This window comes from Kitasatospora sp. Xyl93 (genome assembly GCF_055383135.1).
The window spans coordinates 285236-308433 of sequence record NZ_AP029185.1 but is presented as its reverse complement, the minus strand read 5'-3'; the positions used below and the strand labels follow the sequence as shown (position 1 = coordinate 308433).

20 protein-coding genes are annotated in these 23198 nt (G+C 73.5%); 8 read left to right on the top strand and 12 right to left on the bottom strand.

What is annotated here, in order from left to right:
* Window positions 1–82: 82 nt before the first annotated feature.
* The 5 genes from ACZ5GH_RS01480 to ACZ5GH_RS01460 all read left to right on the top strand — a co-directional run bounded on the left by ACZ5GH_RS01480 (window position 83) and on the right by ACZ5GH_RS01460 (window position 5342).
* Window positions 83–907: an ABC transporter ATP-binding protein gene (locus ACZ5GH_RS01480; RefSeq protein ID WP_464333151.1), complete on the top strand. Its 825-nt coding sequence runs from the start codon at window positions 83–85 to the stop codon at window positions 905–907.
* Between the two features lie 130 nt (window positions 908–1037).
* Window positions 1038–2183: an iron uptake system protein EfeO gene (gene efeO, locus ACZ5GH_RS01475; protein WP_387755015.1), complete on the top strand. Its 1146-nt coding sequence runs from the start codon at window positions 1038–1040 to the stop codon at window positions 2181–2183.
* Between the two features lie 117 nt (window positions 2184–2300).
* The gene (efeB, locus tag ACZ5GH_RS01470) at window positions 2301–3602 is read left to right on the top strand and encodes an iron uptake transporter deferrochelatase/peroxidase subunit (protein ID WP_387755017.1); all 1302 of its coding nucleotides are present in this window, start codon (window positions 2301–2303) and stop codon (window positions 3600–3602) included.
* Window positions 3603–3648: 46 nt separating this feature from the next.
* Complete coding sequence (gene efeU, locus ACZ5GH_RS01465) at window positions 3649–4503, top strand: iron uptake transporter permease EfeU (RefSeq protein ID WP_387755019.1); 855 nt, start codon at window positions 3649–3651, stop codon at window positions 4501–4503.
* Window positions 4504–4730: 227 nt separating this feature from the next.
* Complete coding sequence (locus tag ACZ5GH_RS01460; protein WP_464333150.1) at window positions 4731–5342, top strand: DUF4232 domain-containing protein; 612 nt, start codon at window positions 4731–4733, stop codon at window positions 5340–5342.
* A gap of 113 nt (window positions 5343–5455) precedes the next feature.
* On the opposite strand, the gene ACZ5GH_RS01455 is transcribed toward ACZ5GH_RS01460, so the two are convergent.
* The 4 genes from ACZ5GH_RS01455 to ACZ5GH_RS01440 all read right to left on the bottom strand — a co-directional run bounded on the left by ACZ5GH_RS01455 (window position 5456) and on the right by ACZ5GH_RS01440 (window position 11955).
* Complete coding sequence (locus tag ACZ5GH_RS01455) at window positions 5456–8020, bottom strand: ABC transporter permease (protein ID WP_464333149.1); 2565 nt, start codon at window positions 8018–8020, stop codon at window positions 5456–5458.
* A 56-nt stretch (window positions 8021–8076) separates the two neighbouring features.
* A complete protein-coding gene (locus ACZ5GH_RS01450; RefSeq protein ID WP_464333148.1) occupies window positions 8077–8847 on the bottom strand; it encodes an ABC transporter ATP-binding protein in 771 nt (256 codons plus the stop codon).
* A gap of 213 nt (window positions 8848–9060) precedes the next feature.
* Window positions 9061–11181: a restriction endonuclease gene (locus ACZ5GH_RS01445; RefSeq protein ID WP_464333147.1), complete on the bottom strand. Its 2121-nt coding sequence runs from the start codon at window positions 11179–11181 to the stop codon at window positions 9061–9063.
* 453 nt (window positions 11182–11634) lie between these two features.
* On the bottom strand, window positions 11635–11955 hold the full coding sequence (locus ACZ5GH_RS01440; protein ID WP_387755032.1) for a hypothetical protein: 321 nt from the start codon (window positions 11953–11955) through the stop codon (window positions 11635–11637).
* Window positions 11956–12168: 213 nt separating this feature from the next.
* On the opposite strand from ACZ5GH_RS01440, the gene ACZ5GH_RS01435 reads away from it, so the two are divergent.
* A complete protein-coding gene (locus tag ACZ5GH_RS01435) occupies window positions 12169–13104 on the top strand; it encodes a DUF2797 domain-containing protein (protein ID WP_387755034.1) in 936 nt (311 codons plus the stop codon).
* A gap of 126 nt (window positions 13105–13230) precedes the next feature.
* Here the strand turns inward: ACZ5GH_RS01435 and ACZ5GH_RS01430 are convergent, their stop codons facing one another.
* The 3 genes from ACZ5GH_RS01430 to ACZ5GH_RS01420 form a co-directional block, all read right to left on the bottom strand.
* On the bottom strand, window positions 13231–13596 hold the full coding sequence (locus ACZ5GH_RS01430) for a hypothetical protein (RefSeq protein WP_464333146.1): 366 nt from the start codon (window positions 13594–13596) through the stop codon (window positions 13231–13233).
* Window positions 13593–14294 carry a DUF6232 family protein gene (locus ACZ5GH_RS01425; RefSeq protein WP_387755038.1) on the bottom strand — a complete coding sequence of 234 codons (702 nt, stop codon included), beginning with the start codon at window positions 14292–14294 and terminating at the stop codon, window positions 13593–13595. Before ACZ5GH_RS01425 ends, ACZ5GH_RS01430 begins: the two co-directional genes overlap by 4 nt.
* A 265-nt stretch (window positions 14295–14559) precedes the next feature.
* A complete protein-coding gene (locus ACZ5GH_RS01420; RefSeq protein ID WP_387755041.1) occupies window positions 14560–15174 on the bottom strand; it encodes a TetR/AcrR family transcriptional regulator C-terminal domain-containing protein in 615 nt (204 codons plus the stop codon).
* 93 nt (window positions 15175–15267) lie between these two features.
* Between ACZ5GH_RS01420 and ACZ5GH_RS01415 the strand changes: the two genes are divergently transcribed.
* On the top strand, window positions 15268–16782 hold the full coding sequence (locus ACZ5GH_RS01415) for an FAD-dependent monooxygenase (RefSeq protein WP_464333145.1): 1515 nt from the start codon (window positions 15268–15270) through the stop codon (window positions 16780–16782).
* A gap of 21 nt (window positions 16783–16803) precedes the next feature.
* Here ACZ5GH_RS01415 and ACZ5GH_RS01410 read toward each other — a convergent pair whose 3' ends face one another.
* The 4 genes from ACZ5GH_RS01410 to ACZ5GH_RS01395 form a co-directional block, all read right to left on the bottom strand.
* Window positions 16804–17109, bottom strand: coding sequence for a hypothetical protein (locus ACZ5GH_RS01410; RefSeq protein WP_387755047.1), 306 nt, complete (start codon window positions 17107–17109; stop codon window positions 16804–16806).
* A 352-nt stretch (window positions 17110–17461) separates the two neighbouring features.
* Window positions 17462–18199: a succinate dehydrogenase/fumarate reductase iron-sulfur subunit gene (locus ACZ5GH_RS01405; protein WP_387755049.1), complete on the bottom strand. Its 738-nt coding sequence runs from the start codon at window positions 18197–18199 to the stop codon at window positions 17462–17464.
* On the bottom strand, window positions 18196–20139 hold the full coding sequence (locus ACZ5GH_RS01400) for a fumarate reductase/succinate dehydrogenase flavoprotein subunit (protein ID WP_464333144.1): 1944 nt from the start codon (window positions 20137–20139) through the stop codon (window positions 18196–18198). Before ACZ5GH_RS01400 ends, ACZ5GH_RS01405 begins: the two co-directional genes overlap by 4 nt.
* Window positions 20136–20840 carry a succinate dehydrogenase cytochrome b subunit gene (locus ACZ5GH_RS01395; protein ID WP_387755055.1) on the bottom strand — a complete coding sequence of 235 codons (705 nt, stop codon included), beginning with the start codon at window positions 20838–20840 and terminating at the stop codon, window positions 20136–20138. Before ACZ5GH_RS01395 ends, ACZ5GH_RS01400 begins: the two co-directional genes overlap by 4 nt.
* Window positions 20841–20936: 96 nt before the next feature.
* On the opposite strand from ACZ5GH_RS01395, the gene ACZ5GH_RS01390 reads away from it, so the two are divergent.
* Entirely contained in the window at window positions 20937–21857 is a 921-nt protein-coding gene (locus ACZ5GH_RS01390) for a LysR family transcriptional regulator (protein WP_387755057.1), read from the top strand.
* Window positions 21858–21966: 109 nt separating this feature from the next.
* Here the strand turns inward: ACZ5GH_RS01390 and ACZ5GH_RS01385 are convergent, their stop codons facing one another.
* Window positions 21967–23178, bottom strand: coding sequence for a hypothetical protein (locus ACZ5GH_RS01385; protein WP_464333143.1), 1212 nt, complete (start codon window positions 23176–23178; stop codon window positions 21967–21969).
* Window positions 23179–23198 lie beyond the last annotated feature (20 nt).

Below are 23198 nucleotides of genomic sequence, written 5' to 3'. Positions count from 1 at the left end.
GACGGACGGCGCCGGCCCGCCACCCCGCCTTGCGTGCGGCGCCCCGCCCGCACACCCCGTCCGACGCCGCGATCGGAGCCCCATGAACTCATCCGCCCCCGACGCCGCCGGGCCGCTGCTGCGCACCCGGGACGTCGACGTCGTGCGCGACGGCCGCCACCTGCTGCGCGGGATCACCCTGGAGATCCGCCCCGGCGAGCACTGGGCGCTGCTCGGCCCCAACGGCGCGGGCAAGTCCACCCTGCTCGCGCTGCTCGGCGCGGTCTCCCACCCGACCCGGGGCGAGGTGGACGTGCTCGGCCGCCGGCTCGGCCGGGTGGACGTCCGGGAACTGCGCGCCCACCTCGGGCACGTCAACCCGCGCCACCCGCTGCGCTCGCCGCTGACGGTGCGCGAGGTCGTGCTCACCGGGCACACCAACACCATCGAGCCGGAGTTCCACCGCAAGCCGGCCCCGGAGGCCCTGGAGCGGGCCGAGCTGCTGATCGACACCCTCGGCATGCGCGCGATGGCCGAGGCCGCCTGGACCACGCTGTCCCAGGGCGAGCGCGGCCGGGCCCTGATCGCCCGCGCGCTGATGCCCAGTCCCCGGCTGCTGCTGCTCGACGAGCCCGCCACCGGCCTCGACCTGACCGCCCGCGAACTGCTGCTGGACAGCCTGGACCTGCTGCGCCACCAGCACCCGGAACTGGCCAGCGTGCTGGTCACCCACCACCTGGAGGAGCTGCCGGAGAGCACCACCCACGCCCTGCTGCTGCGCGGCGGCGAGTGCGTCGCGGCCGGGCCGGTGGCGGAGGTGATGACCACGGAGCTGATCAGCGAGACCTTCGGCCACCCGATCCGGATCAGTCGGCACGAGGGCCGCTGGACGGCCCGGGCGGCCGCCCGCCGTACACCGGGAAGGTAACGGTTCCGGGGGTGGGTATGGACTGAAAATCGTCTGTACGTAAGGTATGCCTTAGCTAATGATGGTCGGCTGGCCCGCCAGTCGACCGCACTGCCTCGGCACCCCCATGCCCTTTTCCGTTGGAGCCCGCATGTCCGCCCGTCGCCGTTCCACCGCAGCAGCGCTGCTCACCCTCGCCGTGGCGACCGCAACCCTGGCCGGATGCTCGTCCAAGAAGGACGACAAGGCCGCCTCCGACGCGGTCAAGGTGAACGCGACCGACACCGCCTGCGAGGTCTCCAGGACCAGCTTCCCGGCCGGCCACGTCGTGCTGGACATCAGCAACAAGGGCTCCAAGACCACCGAGGTCTACGTCTACGGCGAGGGCGACAAGATCGTCACCGAGCGGGAGAACATCGGCCCCGGCACCAAGGCCAGCATCAACGCCGAGATCAAGGCCGGCTCGTACGAGATCGCCTGCAAGCCCGGCATGGTCGGCGACGGCATCCGCCAGAAGGTCACCGTCACCGGCGCGGGCGGCAGCGCCGCGCCGACCGACCCGCGCCTGGCCGCCGCCGTCGACTCCTACCGCACGTACGCCCAGGAGCAGGCCGACGCCACCATCCCGGCCGTCGAGGCCTTCGCCGCCGCGATCAAGGCGGGCGACGTGGAGAAGGCCAAGTCGCTGTACGCGCCCTCGCGCACCGGCTGGGAGCGCACCGAGCCGGTCGCCGAGAGCTTCGGCGACGTCGACCCGAAGACCGACACCCGCGAGGACAAGCTGGAGCAGGGCCAGGAGTGGACCGGCTGGCACAAGCTGGAGAAGTCGCTCTGGGCCGACGCGAAGATCGGCGACGACGAGAAGAAGCTCGCCGACCAGCTGGTCGCGGACCTCAAGGACTGGCAGAAGAAGATCCCCGAGGCCGAGATCACCGCGACCAGCATGGCCAACGGTGCCAAGGAGCTGCTGGACGAGGTCGCCACCAACAAGATCACCGGTGAGGAGGACCGCTACAGCCACACCGACCTGGCCGACTTCCAGGCCAACGTCGAGGGCGCGCAGAAGGCCTACGAGCTGCTGAAGCCGGTCGCCTCCGAGAAGGACGCGGAGCTGGCGAAGACGCTGGACTCCGAGTTCACCGCCATCAACACCCTGCTGGCCAAGTACAAGCAGGCCGACGGCTCCTTCACCTCCTACGACAAGGTCACCGAGGCCGAGCGCAAGACCTTCTCCGACGCGGTCAACTCGCTGGGCGAGCCGCTGTCGAAGCTGGCCGCCGCCGTGGTCGTCAAGTAACGGCCGCACCCACCCGCAGCACCACCCCCACCGACGCCGTGGCGGCCCGCGATCCGGCCGCCACGGCCTCCGTGGGTCAGCGCAGAAGACCGGCACAGTAGAAGGGCCCGCCCGCCGATGGACACGGAGCACGAGCAGCAGAACGGGACGCCGGCCACCCCGGACGCCACCGAGAGCAGGGGCGCGGTCAGCCGGCGCGCCGTCATCGGCTGGGCCGGGGCGGGCGTCGCGCTCGGCGCCGCCGCCGTCGGCTCGGTCGCCGCGGCGACCCGCCAGGACGACGCCGTCCCGGTGGCCGCGCCGGTCGGCGCCGAGGTGCCGTTCTACGGGGAGCACCAGGCGGGCATCTCCACCCCGGTCCAGGACCGGCTGCACTTCGCCGCCTTCGACGTCTCCGAGAAGGCCACCCGGGACTCCCTGGTCAAGATGCTCAAGGAGTGGACCAAGGCGGCCGCCGCGATGACCGGCGGGCGCGAGGTCGGCACCGGCGCGGTGCCCGACTCGGCGCAGGCGCCGCCGGACGACACCGGCGAGGCCCTCGGCCTGCCCGCCTCCCGGCTCACCCTGACCATCGGCTTCGGGCCGAGCCTGTTCGAGAAGGACGGCGTGGACCGCTTCGGCCTCCTGGCCAAGCGCCCCGAGGCCCTGATCGACCTGCCGAACTTCAAGGGCGACAAGCTCGACCCGGCCCGCAGCGGCGGCGACCTCTGCGTCCAGGCCTGCGCGGACGACCCGCAGGTCGCCGTGCACGCGATCCGCAACCTGGCCCGGATCGGCATGGGCACCGTCAACATCCGCTGGTCGCAGCTCGGCTTCGGCAAGACCTCCTCGACCACCCCGGACGCGCAGACCCCGCGCAACCTGATGGGGTTCAAGGACGGCACCCACAACATCGCGGGCACCGACACCGCGAAGCTGGCCGACCACGTCTGGGCCGCCCCCGGCGACGGCCCGGAGTGGATGACCGGCGGCTCCTACCTGGTCGCCCGGCGGATCCGGATGCACATCGAGACCTGGGACCGCACCGGGCTCAAGGAGCAGGAGGACGTCTTCGGCCGCACCAAGGGCGAGGGCGCGCCGTACGGCAAGGCCAAGGAGCACGACGCGCCGGACCTCAAGGCGATGCCCGCGGACTCGCACGTCGCGCTCGCCCACCCGGACGCCAACAACGGCCTGATGATCCTGCGCCGCGGCTTCTCCTTCACCGACGGCACCGACGGCCTCGGCCGCCTGGACGCGGGGCTGTTCTTCCTCGCCTACCAGCGCGACACCCGCAAGGCCTTCGTCCCGCTGCAGAACCGCCTGGCGGCGAGCGACAAGCTCAACGAGTACATCCAGCACGTCGGTTCCGCCCACTTCGCCTGCCCCGCGGGCGTGCGCAAGCCGGGGGAGTGGTGGGGCCAGGCCCTCTTCGGCTGATCCCCGCCCGACCCCCTCGTACCACCTCGACACCCCGGGAGCCCGCGTGTTCGGCAACTACCTGATCGGCCTGCGCGAAGGCCTCGAAGCCAGCCTGGTCGTCTGCATCCTGATCGCCTACCTGGTCAAGACCGACCGCAAGGACAAGCTGCCGCCGGTGTGGATCGGCGTCGCCTCGGCCGTGGCGCTCTCCATGGCCTTCGGCGCGGTGCTCCAGTTCGGCTCCTCGCAGCTCACCTTCGAGGCCCAGGAGGCGCTCGGCGGCACCCTGTCGATCGTCTCGGTCGGCCTGGTGACCTGGATGGTGTTCTGGATGCGCCGCACCGCCCGGCACCTGAAGACCGAGCTGCACGGCAAGCTGGACGCGGCGCTCGCGATGGGCACCACGGCCCTGGTGGTCACCTCCTTCCTGGCCGTCGGCCGCGAGGGCCTGGAGACCGCGCTGTTCATCTGGTCGGCCGTGCAGGCCACCGACGACGGCTGGAACCCGCTGGTCGGCGCCGCGCTCGGCCTGCTCACCTCGGTGGTGCTCGGCTGGCTGTTCTACCGGGGCGCGCTGAAGATCAACCTGGCCAAGTTCTTCACCTGGACCGGCGCGATGCTGGTCGTGGTCGCGGCCGGGGTGCTCGCCTACGGCGTGCACGACCTCCAGGAGGCCGGCTGGCTGCCCGGTCTGCACAGCCTGGCCTTCGACATCTCCAGCGCGGTTCCCAAGGACAGCTGGTACGGCACCCTGCTGAAGGGCGTGTTCAACTTCCAGCCGGACCCGACGGTGCTGCAGCTGGTGGTCTGGCTGGCCTACCTGCTGCCCACGCTGGCGGTGTTCTTCAACCTCTTCAACCTCTTCGGCGGCGGCCGGCCCGAGCCGGCTCCGCGGGCGGCCGCCAAGTCGGCCTCCTGACACCCGGATTCGACCCCTCACCGCCCCGCCCGGCAGCCGCCGGGCGGGGCGGTTTTCGTCGAGCCGGCGCCCATTCCCGCCAGTTCCGGCCAGTCCCGGCCGAAACAAGTCAGGAAAGCGACGAAAACGGTCAGCTCTGACAATCTGCAGCCCCAGTGGAACCGTTCCGCCACGGCCTTCGTACTAAGGGTGACAGCTCCATGCCATTACCCACCCATGGGGGGATCATGACCGTTCGCAGGCCTGCCAGGTTAGTCGCCGCCGGTGTCGCCGCCCTCGCGGCGACGGTTCTGCTCACCGCGTGCGACGACGTGAAGTACACGGACGACAAGCCGGGCGACCCGAAGGCGAGCGCCGCCGGGGCCACCGTCCCCGGTGACCCGATGGCCGGCCAGGCGGCCGGTTCGCGGTGCAAGAGCGACGAGGTCACCGCCACCGTGCAGATCAAGGGCGCGGGCTCGGCCATGCTGACGATCAAGAACAAGAGCGACCACAACTGCACCCTGTACGGTTACCCGGGCTTCGGCGGGCTGAAGGCCGACAACAGCGCGGACGCGCTGTCGGCCAACCGCGAGGCACACCCCGGGCCGGCGGTGCTGACCACTCTGAAGCCCAACAAGTCCGGCTACGCGGGCCTCAAGTGGACCGCCTGCGACAAGGCGGACGCCGGCTGCCACGTGCTCACCGGCCTCCAGGTCACCCTGCCGGACGAGACCGCGCCGGTCACCGCCGACGTGCTCGGCACCGACGGCAAGCCGGCCGGCCAGCTGCTGGTCTCGGCCGCCGGGCTGACCACCGGCACCTTGCAGCCGAACAACGAGAAGGTCCTGTTCAACTGACGCCGCTCGGCTGACGCCGTTCGACGACGCCTTGCGACCCACGACGCGCCGGAGCCCCCGGGGCGGTTCCTCGAAACCGCCCCGGGGGCTCCCGGCTCCGTCCTCCCGGACCGCTACTGGCTCTTGATCGAGTCCAGGACGTCCAGCTTCGCCGCCCGGTGGGCCGGCCAGAGCGCGGCCAGCAGGCCGATCACGGCGGCGGCGAGCAGGAAGCCGGCGATCTGCACCGGCGGCACCACGGTGGTGATGTCCTTCAGACTGTCCGCCAGCGTGCGCACGCCCGCCCAGGCGACCAGGACGCCGAGGCCGACGCCCACCAGCCCGCCGAACAGCGCGATCAGCAGCGACTCCAGGCGGACCATCCGACGGATGCCGAGCCGGTCCAGGCCGATCGCCCGCAGCATGCCGATCTCCCGGCGGCGCTCGAACACCGACATCGCCATGGTGTTGACCACGCCGAGCACCGCGATGACCACGGACATGCCGAGCAGCCCGTACATCATGTTCAGGATCCCGGTGACCATCTTGCGGTTCTCCGCCTTGATCTCCTTCTCGCCCTTGACCGCGATCAGCGGGTTGCCGCCGGACGCGTCGCGCAGCGCCTGCTTCAGCTCGGGGGTGGCGCCGTCCGTGCCCTTGACCAGGACCTTCTCCAGCCCGGAGCCGGGCTTGGCGTGCGGGCCGACCACGGCCTCCGGGGCGACGATCGAGGCCAGCGCGGTGTTGGCCTCCAGGATGCCGCCGACGGTCAGCGAGCCCTTGACGCCGTCCGGGTAGGTGACGGCGAGGGTGTCGCCGACCTTGTACCCGGCCTGCTCGGCGCGGCCCGAACTGACCAGGAGCCTGCCCTGCCGGAGGGCGTCCGCGGAGCCTTCGGTGACCTTGACGGTGGCCAGCTGGTCGATGGTCGCGGCGTCCACCGCGGTGATCCACTCGCTGTCGTCCTCGTTCGGCCCGGTCCGGACGGACATGCTGCGCTCGGCGCTCACCACGCCGACGCCGGGCGCCTTGGCGATCTGGGTGGCGATCTCGGGGGAGAGCGGGGAGAAGTTCTGCATCGCGACCGTGTAGTCGGCCTTGAGGTCGGTCGCGGCGGCCTTGTCCACCGCCTCGTTCACCGAGGCGCCGATCACGGTCAGCGAGGTGATCAGGGTGACCCCGATGGTCAGCGCCGAGGCCGTGGCGGCGGTGCGGCGCGGGTTGCGGATCGCGTTCTCCTCGGCCAGCTTGCCCGGGGCGCCGTACAGGGTGCGCAGCAGCGGGGCGATCAGGGCGATCAGTGGTCGGGACAGCAGCGGGGTCAGCACGAACACGCCGATCAGCAGCGCGCCGGCGCCGACGCCGACCAGCTTGACCTCCTTGCCGCCCACGCCGGCCGCCAGCGCGGCGAGGCCGGCCAGGGAGAACAGCAGGCCGATGGTGTTGCGGACCAGCAGGCCCTTCTGGGTGGCGGGCTGCTCGGCCGAGCTCATCGCCGCCACCGGGGCGATCCGGGAGGCCCGGCGGGCGGGCAGCCAGGCGGCCAGTACCGTGACCAGCACGCCGACCGCGAGCGCGGCGACCACCGTGCCCGGCGCGACGATCAGCGGGCCGTCCGGCAGGTTCGCGTCCATCGGGCCGTTGAGCAGCGACTTGAGCCCGACGGCGATGCCGATGCCCGCCAGCAGGCCGGTCACCGACGCGGTCAGGCCGACCAGCAGCGCCTCGACCAGTACCGAGCGGGTGATCTGGCGGCGGGTGGCGCCGACGGCGCGCAGCAGGGCCAGCTCCTTGGTGCGCTGGGCGACCAGCATGGTGAAGGTGTTGGCGATGATGAAGACGCCGACGAACAGCGCGATGCCGGCGAAGGCCATCAGGAAGGTGGTCAGGAAGGTGGTGCCCTTCCTGATCATCTCGTCCTGCTCGTCGGCGAGTTCGCGGCCGGTCCTGGCCTCGATGGAGTCGCCCTGCGGGACGGCCTGCCTGACGGCGGTGAGCAGCGCGGCGTCGTCGGTGCCCGGCCGGGCCTTGACGTCCAGCTCGGCGAAGCGGCCCGGGCTCAGGTAGAGCCGCTGGGCGGTGGCGGTGTCGAAGGCGGCCAGCGAGCCGCCGGCCACCACGCGCGGGTCGTTGGTGTGCACGGTGCCGGTGAGCTTCAGCTGCATCACCGGGCCGTTGACGGCGACCCGGACGGTGTCGCCGACCTGGTAGCCGCCCTTGGCGGCGGTCCTGGCGTCCAGCGCGATCTCGGTGGCGTCCTTCGGGCCGCGGCCCTCGACCAGCGGGTAGCGCGGGTCGGTGCCGTCGGCGCCCGGCACGTAGTTGGTGCCGGTGGTGGAGAAGCCGTTGCCGATCAGCGCGCCCTTCCGGTCGGCGATGCCGGCGAAGCCGCTGACCACGCCGCGGACCTCGGCGGCGCCGGACAGCGCGGCGACCTTGGCACGGGTCTCCTCGGTGAGGGTCGGGCTGTCGACGGCCCGGTCTCCGTGGTCGTAGCCGAAGCCGGCGGCCTCGCGGTCGCTGACCGTCACGGCGATGTCGGTGTAGCTCTTGGAGTTCTGGGTCCGGAGCGCGTTGCCGACGGTGTCGGAGAAGACCAGCGTGCCGGCCACGAAGGCGGTGCCGAGCATGACGGCCAGTACCGTCATCAGCAGTCGGGCCTTGTGGGCGAGCACATTGCGCAGTGCGGTGCGGAACATGGGGGAGCGTCAGTCCTGGGGTACTCGGGGACGGGTGGCGTTTCGGGGCCGGGTCCTCAGCTGGTGCGGCCCTTGGCGTCGAAGCGGCGCATGCGGTCCAGGACGGTGTCGGCGGTGGGGTTGTGGAGTTCGTCGACGATGCGGCCGTCGGCGAGGAAGACGACGCGGTCGGCGTAGGAGGCGGCGACCGGGTCGTGGGTCACCATGACGACGGTCTGGCCGAGTTCGCGCACGGAGTTGCGCAGGAAGGAGAGGATCTCGGCGCCGGAGCGGGAGTCGAGGTTCCCGGTGGGCTCGTCGGCGAAGATGATGTCGGGCTTGCCGGCCAGGGCGCGGGCGCAGGCGACGCGCTGCTGCTGGCCGCCGGAGAGCTGCGAGGGGCGGTGGCTGAGGCGGCCGGAGAGGCCGACGGTGTCGACGACGCGGTCCAGCCAGGGCTTGTCGACCTTGCGGCCGGCGATGTCCATCGGGAGCGTGATGTTCTCCAGGGCCGTCAGGGTGGGGAGCAGGTTGAAGGCCTGGAAGATGAAGCCGATGTGGTCGCGGCGCAGCTGGGTGAGCTGCTTGTCCTTGAGGCCGACGAGCTCGGTGTCGCCGATGGTGGAGGAGCCGGAGGTGACGGTGTCGAGGCCGGCCATGCAGTGCATCAGGGTGGACTTGCCGGAGCCGGAGGGGCCCATGATGGCGGTGAACTCGCCCTGGGGGAAGACCACGCTGACGTTGTCGAGGGCGACGACGCGGGTCTCTCCCTCCCCGTAGACCTTGTTCAGGCCGGTGGCTCGGGCGGCCGCCCGGCCGGTGTGGACGGCGGTTGCGGGGAACGTCACGTGGACTCCTGGAACGAACTAACGGAATGTTCAACTCCGTTCCATCATCCCAAGCTGTTCGAACGCGATGCGTATGCCGCGCGGCTGGTCGGCCCCCGCCGACCCGGCGGGGCGGCGGGGGCTCTCTCCTCCTCAGGTATGACCCGAACCCTGAGGTCCAAGGTCCCGGGCCGCTCCTGGACGAGTCCCGGACCGGTCCAGGGCCGGGGCCGTCTACTCGACCGCCACGCCGAAGGCCGCCGCCAGCCCGGCCAGGCCGTCGCCCACCGTCCGCCCGGACGGGCTGAACTCCCAGCCGCCGGCCGCCCGGCGGAAGGCCCCGAGCAGCATCGCGCTGTCCGGCACCCCGCCCGTCGGGCCCGTCCAGGCGGCCGGACCGCCCGCCCCCGGCCCGTACGCGGCGGCGAGGGCCAGCCCGTGCACGTAGCCGAGCGGCAGCGCCGGATGCTCCTCCTCCTCGGTGGAGACCGCGACCACCACCTCCTCGACGGCGGCCGGCAGCCGGTGCAGGTCCAGGGCCAGCCGGGCCGCCCGGGTCGGCTCGCCCGGCACCGACCGGGTCGGATGCAGCCGGACGGCGCCGTCCGGGTCCTGCGGGCTGTTGAAGAACACGAAGTGCTCGTCGCTCAGCACCCGGCCGCCGGCGCCGCACAGGAAGGCGGTCACGTCCAGCTCCACCGCGTCCCCGCCGGCCGTACGGCTCCGCCAGCTCACCGTCAGGGCGGTCCCGCCCGGCTCCGCGGGCGCCTCGGCCGCGGCCGGGGCGGCGGCGGAGCCCCCGCCGAGCCGGCCGCGCAGGCCCTGCTCGGCGAGCAGCGCGACCAGCTCCGGGCCGCTCACCAGGGTCAGCGGCTTGCCCTCGATGTAGCTGTACGAGCCCCGGCCGAAGCCCGCGGTGGTGACCAGGATGCCCTTGATGGCGCCGTGGTGGCGGACGGTGGACTCCAGGTCCCGCACCGCCGTCGGCGGGACGGTCTTCTTGTAGCGCTTCGCCTGGATCACGATCCGGCCGCCGGTCACCGGGTCCAGGTCCTCGGCCACCACGTCCACCCCGACGTCGCCGCTGCGGGCCGTGGTCATCACCTTGAAGCCGCGCAGCCGGAACAGCTCGGCGATCAGGTCCTCGAACTCCAGCGGGTCCATCTCGAACAGGTCCGGCTCGTCCTCGCCGCCGTGCCCGGCCATGCTCCCGCCGACGCTCTCCGGCCGCCGGTCCGGCCGCACCTCGTCCAGCCGCTCCGGGCGCGCCGACAGCCGGCCGCCCAGGCCCTGGAAGCACTCCACCGGCGCCACCCGGTCCAGCGCCAGCGCGGCGAAACCGGCCCGGGTCGCGGTCAGGGTGGAGACGAAGCGCTCGGCCTCCCGGCCGGTCGCCGGGTCGATGCCGAGCACGAAGCCGTTCAGCACCACCGAGTCCAGCAGCCCGTCCCGGTCCGCCCGGAACAGCTCCGCCGCCACCCGCAGCGCCGACTGCGCCAGCACCTCCCGGTACAGCGCCTTGCGCTCCGTCGCCGGCCGGGCCACCTCGGCTTCGCGGTCGTCCGACTTCACGTACCGCACCCGGGCGGCGGCCGGCACCACGTCCGGCCCGGGCAGCTCCCAGTCCACCACCAGTTGGCGGCTCCCGGCGTCGAACGCCGCCACCAGCCGGTGCGGGAAGCCCTCCGGCCAGGCCGCCGAGGCGTACAGGCCGGCCGTGAAGTACTCCTGCACCGCCTCCGGCTCACCCGCCCGCAGCCGGCGCAGCAACTCCTCGGTCCGGGCGGCCAGCTCCTCCTGCTGCCGGCGGGACCGCTCGACGTGCGTCAGGTACTCCTGGTGGTACGCGGCCAGCCGGTGCTGCCGGTCGGCCTCCCGGGCCTGCGCGGCGTACCAGTCCTGCTCGAACCGGGCCCGGGCCTGGGCCAGGTACCGCGCGTACTGCTGCCGCACCCCCGGGTTGCGGGCCTGGACCGGGTCCGGCGGCGGCACGAAGTACCGCGCCTCGGACTGGTCCGGCATCGGCACCGGCTCGCCCAGCGGGCCCGGGTCGAACGACGGCACCGCCCGCGGCGCCAGCAGGGCCTGCGGACCGAACGCCGGCGCGGCCAGCCCGGCGGCCAGCAGCCCCCTCAACTCCTCCACCCGGGCGTCCAGTTCGGCCGTCCGCCGGGCCGCCTCCGCCTCCCGCGACTGCTGGTAGGCGCGCTGCGCCTCGCGCTCGCCGCGGACCGCCGCCTTCTGCGCCTCGCGCTGCTCCCGCTCCCGGCGGCGCTGCTCCGCCGCCTCGGCGCGCCACCGGGCCTCCTCCCGGCGCTGCTGCTGTCGCTGCGCCTCCGCCCAGATCGCCAGCACCCCGCTGCTCCGCCGCCCCGACACCGTCCGCCCACCCCATTCGCCTCGCGCCGACCGCGGCCGCGCGGCAGCGCCTCCCGGGCGCACCGCCGACCGCGCCCGCCACAATAGAACGTGAACACCCCGCCCGGCCAAGCGCCGGTGACCTGCGGGCCCTTCCGGCAGCGGGCGGCCCCGGTCGCGGTGCACCTGACGGCCTGTCGGGGAGGGGGACGGGGCGCTTCGCCGGTCGGCGGGGCGGGCGGGGCGGGTGTGCGGGGAGGTGCCGTGGCGGGTCCGCCGACGCGGGCCGGGGCCGTGGGGCCGGGGCGGAGAGCAGACGTGGGCCCGCCCGGCGAAGCTCGCCGGACGGGCCCACGATCTCCCGTGCAGTGCCGTCGCGCACCCGGCCGGAGAGCCGGGCTGTCGCGGGACCGGCGCCGCGGGGTCGGCGCCGCGGATCAGTGCCGCGGGTCAGGAGGAGACGGCGTCGGCCTTCTGGATGGTCGCCCCGAGGTCGCACCAGGTGGTCGAGGTGCCGCCGGACTCGACGCGGTTGCCGTAGTGGGTGTAGTTGCCGTAGCCCGGCTTGTAGCAGACGATCCGGCCGGTGAAGGCCGAGCCGACGCACCGGATCGAGGCGCCGGCGTGGCCGCCGCTGCCGGTGAAGTAGGACGGCGCGTTGCAGCTCAGTGCGGTGGTGGTGGCCGACGCGGGCGCGGCGGCCAGGACCAGGCCGGAGCCGGCGAGGGCGATGGAGCCGGCGGCGGCCGCGACACGCTGGAGGATGCGCATGGTGGTTCCCTTCCCGAAGCGGATCGTTCGTGGGGAGTGCACTGGGAAGGACGCTAACCGGATGAATTGACGTGGTCACGTCGACTCGATCATTCGTCGAGCGCCGCTCCACCGGGCCCGGCCGCCGACCGGCGCGGGCGGCCTCCGCCGGCGGCCCTGCGCCTTGTCGGTGCCACCGGGTAGTCTCGACCGCTACCGACGGCAAGGAGCGACGTGACGATCCCCCCGCAGCAGCAGGCCGCCCCGGGCGGCTGGATCTCCACCGGGCTGAGCTGGCGGGACGGCCGCGCCGTGCTCGGGGCCGCGCGCGGCGCCCAGGTGCACGAGCGCGCCGTGACGCCCGGGGCGGAGGTCGGCTGGCTGCTGGGCGGCCCGCGCCGCTGCGTCGGGGCCTGGCTCGCCGGGGCGACGGAGCGCACGCCCTGCCCGCACCACGCGGTGGTCGACCCCGGCGGCGGCGCGACGCAGTGCCCGGCCTGCCAGAGCGTGGACCGCGGCCTCGCCCTCGCCCGGGACCAGATCCTCGACGACGGCCGCACCTACCTGCTCTACCTCGCCTGGTTCGGCGAGGGCCTGCTCAAGGTCGGCCTGACCGCCGAGCAGCGCGGCGACAGCCGGCTGCTCGAACAGGGCGCGCTGGCCTACGCGTTCACCGCCCGCGGCGCCCTGCCGGCGATCCGGCGCGCCGAACTCACCGTCGCCGCCTCGGGCCTGGCCCGCGAGCGGTTCAAGTCCCGGCTCAAGACCGAGCACTGGTGGTCGCACGGCGACGCCGAGCACCGCCGTACGGTGCTCGGCGAGGCCCGCGCCCAGGCGCACCGGCTGCTGGACGGCCACGCCCTGGAGCTGCTCGCCGACCGCCCGGTGGTCGACCACGTCGAGCGCTACGGCCTGGCGGGCGGCGCCCCGGAGGCGTACCGGGAGATCGCCGCACTGGCCGACGGCGCGGTGGTCGCGGGCCGGCTGCGGCCGCCGGTGGGCCGGCACCTCTTCCTCGACCAGGCGGACGGCTCCGGCCCGCTGCTGCTGGACACCCGGCTGCTCACCGGCTGGACGCTCAGCCCGGTCACCGGCCGCGGGTCCGAGGGCCTGACGCTGCACGAACGACTGCGTCCGCCGGAGCCGGACACCCAGGAGGCGCTGTTCTGACGTCCGGAGGCACTGCGGCCACGGTGGTCGCGCCAGAAACCCGCGAGGGGAACGCCTCCTCGCCGAGACGGGCCCGGGCGGCGTGACCCGCCACCCGGGCCCGGGCGGCGGCCCACGCCGCTGCGGTCAGCCGCTGAGCAGGGCGAGGAGCTGGTTCGCCAGGCCCAGCGCGGGCGCCGCGGCCTCGCCGAGGCTCTGGGCCACACCGGCCAGCAGGAGCAGGGTGTTGCGCCGGCTCCTCGGCTCCTCGGCGGCGGGGCTGGTCAGCACCGGCAGGGCCTCCGCGAGGCTCTGCCGGTCGGCCTCCGGGAGCCGGCCGTCCCGGGCCAGCTCGGTGACCACCGCGGCGAGCCGGGTGAACAGTGCGACGACCTCCGGCGGCAGGGCCTCGGCGCCCGGGCCGCTGTTGTGCTGGATTCCGATGTTCCCGCTGCCGCCGTGGATCGTGACCCGGTCGCCGTACTGCACGTCCGGACGCTGGTCGTCGTTCACTTGCTGACCCCCGTGTTCCCCTGGCCGCCGTAGATGTTGACGCTGTCGCCGAACTGGTACTGCCTCAGGTCGACGGTGATGCTCTGGACGAGCTGCTGGAACTCGGCCTGCGGGTTCTCGATCGCGCGGGTGATGGCCGCCTGGAGCTCGAAGGCGGGCTGCGGGACGAGCCAGGCCAGCACCGCGGTCGGCGGCCCTGCCGTGTCCACGGTCAGCACGTGCAGGTCGGGGCGGCGCAGCACCGGCCACGTGAAGATCAGGAAGTAGACCCCCACGGTGATCACCCCGCTGATGACCGGGCCGGCCCCGGAGCCCGAGGACGAACCGCTGTCGTACAGGCCCGACGAGCTCCGGGTGGCCTGGGAGATCGCGAACGCGACCACCAGGACGGCCAGGGTGAAGGCGAGCAGCCGTAGGAGCGCGCGGCGCCGGCCGGGCACGATCAGGGTGGTGCCGACCCGGGCGACGTTGGCCAGCGGGTAGGCCGCCTGCCCGACCCAGAGGATGCGGTTGGTGACGGCGACCCGGATGGTGGCCGAGCTGTCGGCGGAGGCACCGGAGTAGGCCGTCGGCGGGGCGACGGGCGGTGCCGGACCGACCGGGGGCGGTGTCGGCGGCCCGCCGGGCGGCCGTGGAACGTACGGGACACGGCCGGTCCGGCCGGGGTCGGTGGGGTGGGTGGGATCGGTCGGCTGCATGGGTGCTCCCCCGAGACTGCGGAACGCGCGACGACCAATGAACCAGCGCACCGTCTCCGGCACAAGTCGTTTGCGCCACTCCATGCTTGACTTCGCGTCATTTCCAGGATCCAAACCACCCTGCGGGATGACGGTGAGTCAGCTCGGCTTGCCTCGGACCCCACCCGGACCGGACCTGGCCCCCTGTCCGAGTGGCGGCGGGTGCCCCGGCCTGGTCCGCGGCGCGGCAGGCCGGCGCGGCCCGGGTGTCCGTCGCGGGTGTTCGTCACGCTCGCCCGAGGATCGCCGACATCCCGAACTCGAACCGCTCGTCGAACGAGTCCGGCGCCAGGTGCCGGAGCGTGCTGTGGAGGGCCGGGTGGGTGGCCGCGGAGACGGCGCCGCCGAGGGCGTCGCCCCAGGGGTGGTCGCCGGCGGCGGCCTGCTCCTCCTGGACCAGGCCGAGGGTGAAGTAGGTCAGCGTCCACGCCGTCCAGGAGGCCTCGCGGCCGTCCCTGCCGCCGTCGAGCAGTGCGCCGACCAGCAGTTCGGCGAAGCGCAGGGTGTTCGGCTCGGCCGCGTAGGTGCCCACCACCAGCGCGGCGCCGTCGCGGTGGGACAGCAGGGCGCGGCGGCAGCGGCGGGCCAGTTCGCGGACCCGCTCCTCGGGCGCGGGCGGCAGGCCGGTGAGCGGGATCTCGCCGAAGACGGCGTCCGCCATCAGCTCCACCATCCGGGCCCTGGTCTTCACGTGCCACTGCACGGTGCTCATGCGCACGCCCAGTCGGTCGGCGACCGCTCTGGTGGTCACCGCCTCCAGGCCCTTCTCGTCCAGGAGTTCCAGGCCTGCGCGTGTCACTGCGGCCGGGTCGAGCCGGTCGCCGGATTGCCTCTTGGTCACTGACCGAGTTTACTGGATCCCAGCTTCTCGGTCAGTGACCGAGAAGCAGTCGCGCCCGGATGCCCGGGCACCGCTCCAGTGGAAGGCAGTCGCATGGAAACGCAGCAGGTCGTCATCGCCGGAGGCGGACCGGTCGGGCTCTGGCTCGCCGCCGAACTGCGCCTGAACGGCGTCGGCGTGACGGTCGTCGAGCAGCGCACCGAGGTCGACCGGCGCTCCAAGGCGCTCACCGTGCACCCCCGCACCATCGAGGTGCTGGCCTCGCGCGGGGTGCACCGGCGCTTCCTGGCGGAGGCCCTGAAGATCTCCACCGGCCACTTCGCCAACCTCCCCGACCGGCTCGACTTCTCGGCCCTGGACACCCCGCACCCCTACACCCTCTTCATCCCCCAGGCCCGGACCGAGGAACTGCTCGAGGAGTACGCCCTCGGCCTCGGTGCCGGGATCCGGCGCGGCCACCGGGTCACCGGGTTCACCGAGCGGCCGGACTCGGTGACCGTACGGGTCGAGGGACCGCAGGGCCCGTACGACATCCGGGCCGAGTACCTCGCCGGCTGCGACGGCACCCGCAGCACCGTGCGCGAGGCCGCCGGCATCGGCTTCCCCGGCACGCCCGCCGGCTACCTCGGCTGGCTCGGCGACGTCCGCCTCGCCACCCCGCCGCCGCCCGGCTTCAACCGCTTCAACGAGCGGGGCGGACTGATGGTCGTGCCGCTGCCGGGCGGCCGCTGGCGCATCGTCGGGGCCGACCCCGACAGCGCGACCACCCAGTGGCCCGGCGACCTCACCCTGGAGGAGCTGCGGCGCAGGACCGCCGCCATCGCCGGCGAGGACTTCGGCCTGCACGACCCGTCCTGGCTGTCCCGCTTCGGCAACGCCACCCGGCTGGCCGAGCGGTACCGGCGCGGCCGGGTCGTCCTCGCGGGCGACGCCGCCCACCAGCACTACCCGGCCGGCGGCGTCGGCATGAACGTGGGCGTCCAGGACGCCTTCAACCTCGGCTGGAAGCTGGCCGCGACCGTCAACGGCTGGGCGGCCGAGGGGCTGCTGGACACCTACCACACCGACCGGCACCCGGTCGGCGAGCAGCTGGTGGAGCACAGCCGCGCGCAGACCCACCTGTTCCACGCCTTCACCCCGGAGGGCCTGGCCCTGCGGGACCTGCTCAGCCGGCTCGTTCCGCGCTCGAAGGAGTTCGGCGAGGTGCTGGCCGGGCGGCTCAGCGGACTCGACGTCGCCTACCCCGGCGGCGGTCCCGCCGCCCACCCGCTGACCGGCACCCGCGCCCCGGGCCTCACCTTCACCGGGACGGGTACCGGCACCGGAACCGACCCGGGCGCCGACCTGTTCGCGCTGCTGCGGGCGGACGCCTACCTGCTGCTCGACCTCACGCCCGGCGGTGTGCTGGCCGACCGGGCCCGGGACCACGTGACCGTGCACCACGGCGTCCCCGACCGGCCCCGCGCCGGCTGGGAGGGCCTGCGCGCCGTCCTCGTCCGCCCCGACGGCCACCTCGCCGGGGCCTGGACCGAGCAGGACGACACCGAGCTGCGCGCCGCCGTGGACGGCGCCCTCGCCACCGCCCTCGGCCGGGCCGTCCCGGCCTGACCGCAGGCGGCGCCCGGGAGGTCAGCCCAGCCTGCTGCGCACCACGCCGGGGCCGGGCCGGGACCGGCGGGACAGCGGCGGACGGGACGGGCGGACGTCGAAGCGGGCCGGCTGCTCGGCCGCCTCGGCGGCCCGCCCGGCCAGCGCGGCCCGGGCGGCGGCCAGCGCGACCCGGGCGAGCAGCGGGTCCTCCCGGACGCCGGCCGCGCGCTTGGCGCCCTGGCAGTCGGTGCACCAGACCGGCGAGGCCGGCCCGTCCGGGTACACCATCTCCTCGGGCGGCAGGTAGTGCCCACCGCACTCGACGCACTCGAAGACGAACCTCATCCGACGATCACCGTCCCGGATCCGTGGCACCGACCGCAGGGCGACCAGAAGGTGTGGACGCTGGGCACCATGCTTCCTTCCTCGTCCAGTTCGACCGTTGCCTCGGTCTTCTGGGTCCCCCCGGACCCGCCGCAACCGGAACAGGACTGAACCTCGGGCATATGCCGTCCCTCCGTAGCGGAGCACCACCGTAGCGCGATTCTCCGTCAGGAAGCACCGCCCGCGGCGATCCGCCACCCGTACGGGGAGCGCGAACTCCCGCCGCACGCCCCGCCGGAGGGACGTCGGCCCCCGCCTGAGCACCAGAGCGGGGGCCGACCGTCCGGGGTCGGACGGTACCGGGGGGGAGTCGTCAGCCGCGGGCGGCCCGCAGGAACTCCCGGTTCATCGCCGCGATGCTGGGCAGCGGGATGCCCTTGGGGCAGGCGGTGGCGCACTCGCCGGTGTTGGTGCAGCCGCCGAAGCCCTCGGCGTCCATGGCCGAGACCATGTTCCGCACCCGGGCGGAGCGCTCCGGCGCGCCCTGCGGCAGCACGTTGAGGTGCACCACCTTGGCGGAGGTGAAGAGCATCGCCGAGCCGTTCGGGCAGGCCGCCACGCAGGCGCCGCAGCCGATGCACTCGGCGTGCTCGAAGGCGGTGTCGGCGGCCTCCTTGGGGACGGGCGTGGCGTGCGCCTCGGGGGCGCTGCCGGTGGGCGCGGTGATGTAGCCGCCGGAGCCGATGATCCGGTCGAAGGCCGAGCGGTCCACCACCAGGTCCTTGACCACCGGGAAGGCGGCCGCCCGCCAGGGCTCGACGTCGATGGTGTCGCCGTCCTGGAAGTGCCGCATGTGCAGCTGGCAGGTGGTGGTGCGCTCGGGGCCGTGCGCCTGGCCGTTGATGACCATGCCGCAGGCGCCGCAGATGCCCTCGCGGCAGTCGTGGTCGAAGGCGACCGGCTGGTCGCCGCGGGTGATCAGCTCCTCGTTGAGGGTGTCCAGCATCTCCAGGAAGGACATGTCCGGGCTGATCCCGTCGACCCGGTAGGTGGTCATCGAGCCGGGTGCGTCCGGGCCCGCCTGGCGCCAGATGCGCAGGGTGAGGTTCATGCGTAGCTCCGCTGGGTGGGGTGGACGTACTCGAAGGCGAGGTCCTCGCGGTGGAGGACGGGTGCCTCGCCGGTGCCGGTGAACTCCCAGGCGGCGGCGTAGGAGAACTCCTCGTCGCGGCGGGCGGCCTCGCCCTCCGGAGTCTGGCTCTCGGTGCGGAAGTGGCCGCCGCAGGACTCGGCGCGGTGCAGCGCGTCCAGGCACATCAGCTCGGCCAGCTCGAAGTAGTCGACCAGCCGGTTGGCCTTCTCCAGCGACTGGTTGAGCTCCTGCCCGGTGCCGGGGACCTTGATCCGGCGCCAGAACTCCTCGCGCAGCCGCGGGATCCGCTCCAGCGCCCGGGTGAGCCCGGCCGCGTCGCGGGCCATCCCGCACTCGTCCCAGAGCAGTTCGCCGAGCTCGCGGTGGAAGGAGTCCGGGGTGCGGTCGCCGTCCACCGCGAGGATCAGGTTGAGCCGGTCCTCGACCTCGGCCTGCGCCTCGGCGAGCACCGGGTGGTCGGCGGGCACGGCCGGCAGCGGGTGGCGGGCCAGGTAGTCGTTGATCGTGGGCGGCAGCACGAAGTAGCCGTCGGCCAGGCCCTGCATCAGCGCGCTGGCGCCGAGCCGGTTGGCGCCGTGGTCGGAGAAGTTGGCCTCCCCGATGGCGAACAGGCCGGGCACGGTGGTCTGCAGGTCGTAGTCGACCCAGAGCCCGCCCATCGTGTAGTGGATCGCCGGGTAGATCCGCATCGGCACCCGGTACGGGTCCTCGGCGGTGATCCGCTCGTACATCTCGAAGAGGTTGCCGTACCTGGCCTCGACGGCGTCGCGGCCCATCCGGCGGATCGCGTCGGCGAAGTCCAGGTAGACGCCCTGGCCGCCGGGGCCGACGCCGCGGCCCTCGTCGCAGACGTTCTTGGCGGCCCGGGAGGCGATGTCGCGCGGCACCAGGTTGCCGAAGGCGGGGTAGATCCGCTCCAGGTAGTAGTCCCGCTCCTCCTCGGGGATCTCGGCCGGCGGCCGGGTGTCGCCCTGGGCCTTGGGCACCCAGATCCGGCCGTCGTTGCGCAGTGACTCGCTCATCAGGGTGAGCTTGGACTGGTGGTCGCCCGAGCGCGGGATGCAGGTCGGGTGGATCTGGGTGAAGCACGGGTTGGCGAAGTACGCGCCGCGCCGGTGCGCCCGCCAGACCGCGGTGGCGTTGGAGTTCTTGGCGTTGGTGGAGAGGTAGAACACGTTGCCGTAGCCGCCGGTGGCGAGCACCACGGCGTCGGCCGTGTAGGAGCGGATCTCCCCGGTGACCAGGTCCCGGGCGACGATGCCGCGGGCCCGCCCGTCGACCACCAGCAGGTCGAGCATCTCGGTGCGCGGGTGCAGTTCCACGTTCCCGGCGGCGACCTGCCGGGAGAGCGCCTGGTAGGCGCCGAGCAGCAGCTGCTGGCCGGTCTGGCCGCGGGCGTAGAACGTCCGGGACACCTGGACGCCGCCGAAGGAGCGGGTGTCCAGCAGGCCGCCGTACTCGCGGGCGAAGGGCACGCCCTGGGCCACGCACTGGTCGATGATCTCCACCGAGACCTGGGCCAGCCGGTGCACGTTGGACTCGCGGGCGCGGAAGTCGCCGCCCTTGACGGTGTCGTAGAACAGCCGGCGGACCGAGTCGCCGTCGTTGCGGTAGTTCTTGGCCGCGTTGATGCCGCCCTGGGCGGCGATCGAGTGGGCGCGCCGGGGGGAGTCCTGGAAGCAGAACTGGACGACGCGGTAGCCCTGTTCGGCCAGGGTGGCGCCGGCCGCGCCGCCGGCCAGGCCGGTGCCGACCACGATCACGGTGTGCTTGCGCCGGTTCGCCGGGTTGACCAGCCTGGCGTCGAACCGCCGCTGGTCCCAGCGCTGTTCGATCGGGCCGGCGGGGGCCTTGGCGTCGGCCACCGGCTCGCCGACGGTGTAATCCAGGTAGCTCACTTCACCACTCCGGTCATCACGGCGACGGGGACGGACAGGAAGCCGACCGTCAGCACCAGGGCCAGTCCGTTCGCGATCAGCTTGAGCGCCCGGTCGCGGCGGGCGTTGTTGGCACCGAGGGTCTGGGCGGCGCTCCAGAACCCGTGCCGGATGTGCAGGCCGACGGCCAGCATCGCGACGACGTAGAACACGTCGACGTACCAGCGGCCGAAGGAGGCCACGACGTTCTGGTACGGGTGGCCGTGCTCGGCGGCCGGGTTCACGGTCAGCGTGGTGAGGTCGAGGACGTGCCAGACGATGAACAGCGCCAGGATCACCCCGCCCCAGCGCATGGTGCGGGTCGCGTAGCTCGCGCGGCGGCGCTTGTGCACGTACCCGCTCGGGCGGGCCGCGAGGTCGCGGCGGCTGAGCTGGTACGCGGACACGCCGTGCAGCACCACGGCGGCCAGCAGGCCGGCCCGGGCGATCCACAGGAACCACTCGTGGCCCAGGAAGGGCTGTCCGATGGTGCGCAGCCAGGCCGCGTAGCCGTTGATGTCGTCCGGGCCGGCGAACACCTTGAGGTTCCCCAGCATGTGCGCGACCAGGTACAGCAGCATGACCAGTCCGGTGACGGCCATGACCGCCTTCTTGCCGACGGTCGACCGCCACAGGGTCGCCAGGGTGGACGGGTGCCGGGCCGTCCGAGTCGCGGTTGTCATGGCAGCAACGCTAGGGGCGGGGGCCGGGGTGCGTCCAAGACATGATGCGGCTCGCGACGATAGGTGCCGGCTATCGAAGCGGCCTATCCTGGCCCTGTGCAGCTCCAGCAACTCCGCTACTTCCTGGCCGTCGCCGAGACCCGGCACTTCACCCGGGCGGCCGAGGCGGCGCACGTCGCCCAGCCGTCGCTCTCACAGCAGATCCGGGCGCTGGAACGGGAGTTGGGCGCCGAACTGTTCCACCGCGCGCGGGGCAACATCGCGCTGACCGACGCCGGGGACGCCCTGCTGCCGCTGGCCCGGCGCATCCTCGCCGACACGGAGAGCGCCCGGCTGGCCGTCCAGGAGACGGTCCAGCTGCGCCGCGGGCGGGTGCGGCTGGGCGCCCCGCCGAGCCTGTGCACCAGCCTGGTGCCGGACGTGCTGCGGGTGTTCCGGGACCGCTACCCGGGGGTGACCCTGGTGGTCCGCGAGGGCGGCTCGCGCGACCTGGTCGGCTGGCTCGGAGCGGGGGAGCTGGACCTCGCGCTGATCATCACCCGGCCGAGCGGCGAGCAGGCGCCCGCCCTGGCGGTCACCGAACTGCTGCACGAGGAGCTGGTGCTGGTCGCGGCCGAGCGGCGGGCCCGGCGCAGGGTCCGGGTGGCGGAGCTGGAGGGCCGACCGCTGGTGATGTTCCGGGAGGGCTACGACGTCCGCGAGGCGACCCTGGCGGCCTGCCGGGCGGCCGGGTTCGAGCCGGAGTTCGCGGTGGAGGGCGGCGAGATGGACGCCGTCCTGGGCTTCGTCCGGGCCGGGCTCGGGCCCGCCGTCGTCCCCGGCATGGTGGCCGCCCGCTCCGGCCTGGCGGTCACCGCGTTCGCCGGGCCGGGCCTGGGCCGCACCATCGCCGTCGCCCACGGCCAGGAGGTGCCGCTCACCCGCGCGGCGGAGGCGCTGCGCACCACCCTGCTGGCGCACCTCCACGACGCCGCCCGGGACGGCGAACTGCCGCCGGGCACCCGGCTGTTGCTGTGACCTCGCGCGGCTGCCGCGCGGTGGAAGCGGCCGGCCCGGGGCCGCGGCACCATCCGCAGTGGACGGTGCCGCGGCCCCGGGCCGTGGGCTCCGATCGGCGGGCGGGTGCTCAGCCGCCGCCGTAGGTGGCCTGGGTGACCGCGAAGACGTTGCGTCCGCCCGTGGTCTCCTGCAGCGACCACAGCAGGTCGGCGGCGGTGGCGTCCTCCCAGTAGGAGAGGCTCTCGCCGCCGCCCACCCAGGGGAAGGTGGCGGGGCCGGCGGTCGGGGTCCAGTAGTAGAGCTGCTTCTGCCGCGAGGAGTTGAACCACCAGCGGCCGTTGTGGGAGGCCACGCCGTTGAGGTTGTACCAGGGCAGTTGGAGGGCCTGGGTGGCGGTCGTCGTCGCGGCGAAGGTCGTCGCCCCGGAGGTGAACGGGAAGCGGACCGCCCGCGGCGGGCGGTTGGGGTACTTGGTGCAGTCCGCCTGGCAGGTGTACTCCGTCATCACGATCGACTTGCTGACCCGGTCGAGGGAGACCGACGACCACACCAGGCCCTTGCCGGACGGCGCGTGGGAGGTGATCGTGCCGACCTGGGGCAGCACGTAGGCGTAGTTGTGGGCGTAGTAGACGGAGCCGGACTGGCGGCCGATCTGGTCGGCGGTGCCTCCGGTGTCGGTGTTGAGGATCTTGCGCATGTCGAAGACGCGCATGCCGCTCCCGGTGTCGGCGACGTAGAGGTAGTCGCCGTACCAGGAGACGCCGCCGGCGTGGATCGGGATGTCCTTGAAGTCCGGCGCCGCCGCGGTGCCGGACGGCTCCACCAGGAGGATCTTGCGGTAGGTGTTGGGGTAGGTGGCGTCCCAGTCGACCAGGGTGATCCGGCTGCGCTGCTGGGCGCCGCCGCAGCCGTCCGTGGTGTACCAGCTCACCAGGACGAGCTGGTGGCCGTCGTAGTTGCCGCTGTTCGCGGTCCCCACGGCGTCCCGGCTCGTGGTGATGCCCTGCGGGACGCTCTGGCAGTCGGAGTCGTCGCCGTCGTCGAACCGGAAGCCGGTGGACAGGCCGTTGACGGAGAAGGACGAGGGGAGCGCCTGCCGGTCGTGGTTGGCGTTCTCCATCACCGTGTGCACGGCGGAGGTGCCGAGGGCGGTGACGAGCGCGGCGTTGAGCGTGTCGAACCGGTGGTAGTCCGCGGTGAGGGTGTAGTCGGAGGCGGTCAGGGCCGTCGGTGCCGCGGCGGCCGCGGCCGAGGGCGGTGCGCCGACGAGCGCGCCGGTGACGAGCAGACCGGCCGCGAGCAGCGCTCGGGCGGCGGTCCTGAGGTGACGAGTGATCAAGGCGGTCCTCTCCGCGGGAA